Genomic DNA, 1123 nt, shown 5'->3' with positions numbered 1-1123 from the left:
CTAGTACCCACTTTTCTTGGATCGTGAGTCGTGATTCAAGGTCGGGATGATACCCGAAGCAAGAGAAGTCCACCTTTCGAGGAAAGATCGCAAGGTGCTTGAGGCGTGTTGTCGCTCACCGGTGACATTGCAGCGCGATTTAAAGCGGGCGCGGATCGTTCTGTTGGCGGCGGACGGGCGCAGCACCCGCTCGATCGCCAAGGAAGTTGGGGTCCAGCCGCGGATTGTCAGCCTTTGGCGGCATCGCTATGCCGACCATGGCCTTGAAGGTCTGCAAGACAAGCCGCGGCCCGGCAAGCAGCCGATCTATACGAAGCTCACAGACAAGCGGATACTGAAGCTGCTGGATAAGCCGGCCCCGCAAGGGTTTGCGCGCTGGACCGGCCCTCTGTTGGCCGAGGCGTTGGGCGATGTTGACGTCCAATATGTCTGGCGGTTCCTGCGCAGCCACAAGATCGATCTCGCAGCTCGCAAGTCCTGGTGCGAGAGCAACGACCCGAACTTTACAGCCAAAGCCGCCGATGTTGTCGGCCTTTACGTCGCCCCGCCCGCGAAGGCCATTGTGCTATGCGTTGACGAGAAGCCCTCGATCCAGGCCTTGGAGCGAGCGCAGGGCTACCTGAAGTTGCCCAATGGCCGCGCCTTGACCGGCCAGAGCCACGACTACAAGCGGCATGGCACGACAACGCTGTTTGCGGCACTCGAGGTTGCGACCGGAAAGATCATCGCGACGCATTCAAAACGCCGGCGCCGTGTCGAGTTCCTCGACTTCATGGACAGCGTCACCTTGGCTTTTCCGGACCGAAAGCTTCACGTCATCCTCGACAATCTCAACACCCACAAGAAGAACGAGCACTGGCTCAAGGCCCATCCCAATGTGAAATTTCATTTCACGCCGACAAGCGCGTCCTGGCTCAATCAGGTCGAGGTTTGGTTCTCGGTCCTGCAGGGCCAGTCACTCAGCGGCACCTCCTTCACAAGCCTCAAGCAGCTTCAGGAACACATCGATGCCTACGTCAACGCGTACAACGACAAAGCCGAGCCTTTCGTCTGGACCAAGAAAAAGGTCCGCCAACGCCGCTTCAAAGGCCGCCGTATCACTCAGCTCTGATTCCGGGTACTA

1 protein-coding gene is annotated in these 1123 nt (G+C 58.9%); it reads left to right on the top strand.

The window, feature by feature from the left end; translation table 11 throughout:
- Window positions 1-46 precede the first annotated feature (46 nt).
- Window positions 47-1111 carry an IS630 family transposase gene (locus ABIB78_RS38685; RefSeq protein ID WP_429034290.1) on the top strand — a complete coding sequence of 355 codons (1065 nt, stop codon included), beginning with the start codon at window positions 47-49 and terminating at the stop codon, window positions 1109-1111.
- Window positions 1112-1123: the final 12 nt, after the last annotated feature.

This window comes from Bradyrhizobium sp. I1.14.4 (genome assembly GCF_050435825.1).
GTDB lineage: Bacteria > Pseudomonadota > Alphaproteobacteria > Rhizobiales > Xanthobacteraceae > Bradyrhizobium.
Note: the sequence above shows the minus strand (reverse complement) of the source record. Positions and strands in the feature narration are given on the sequence as shown.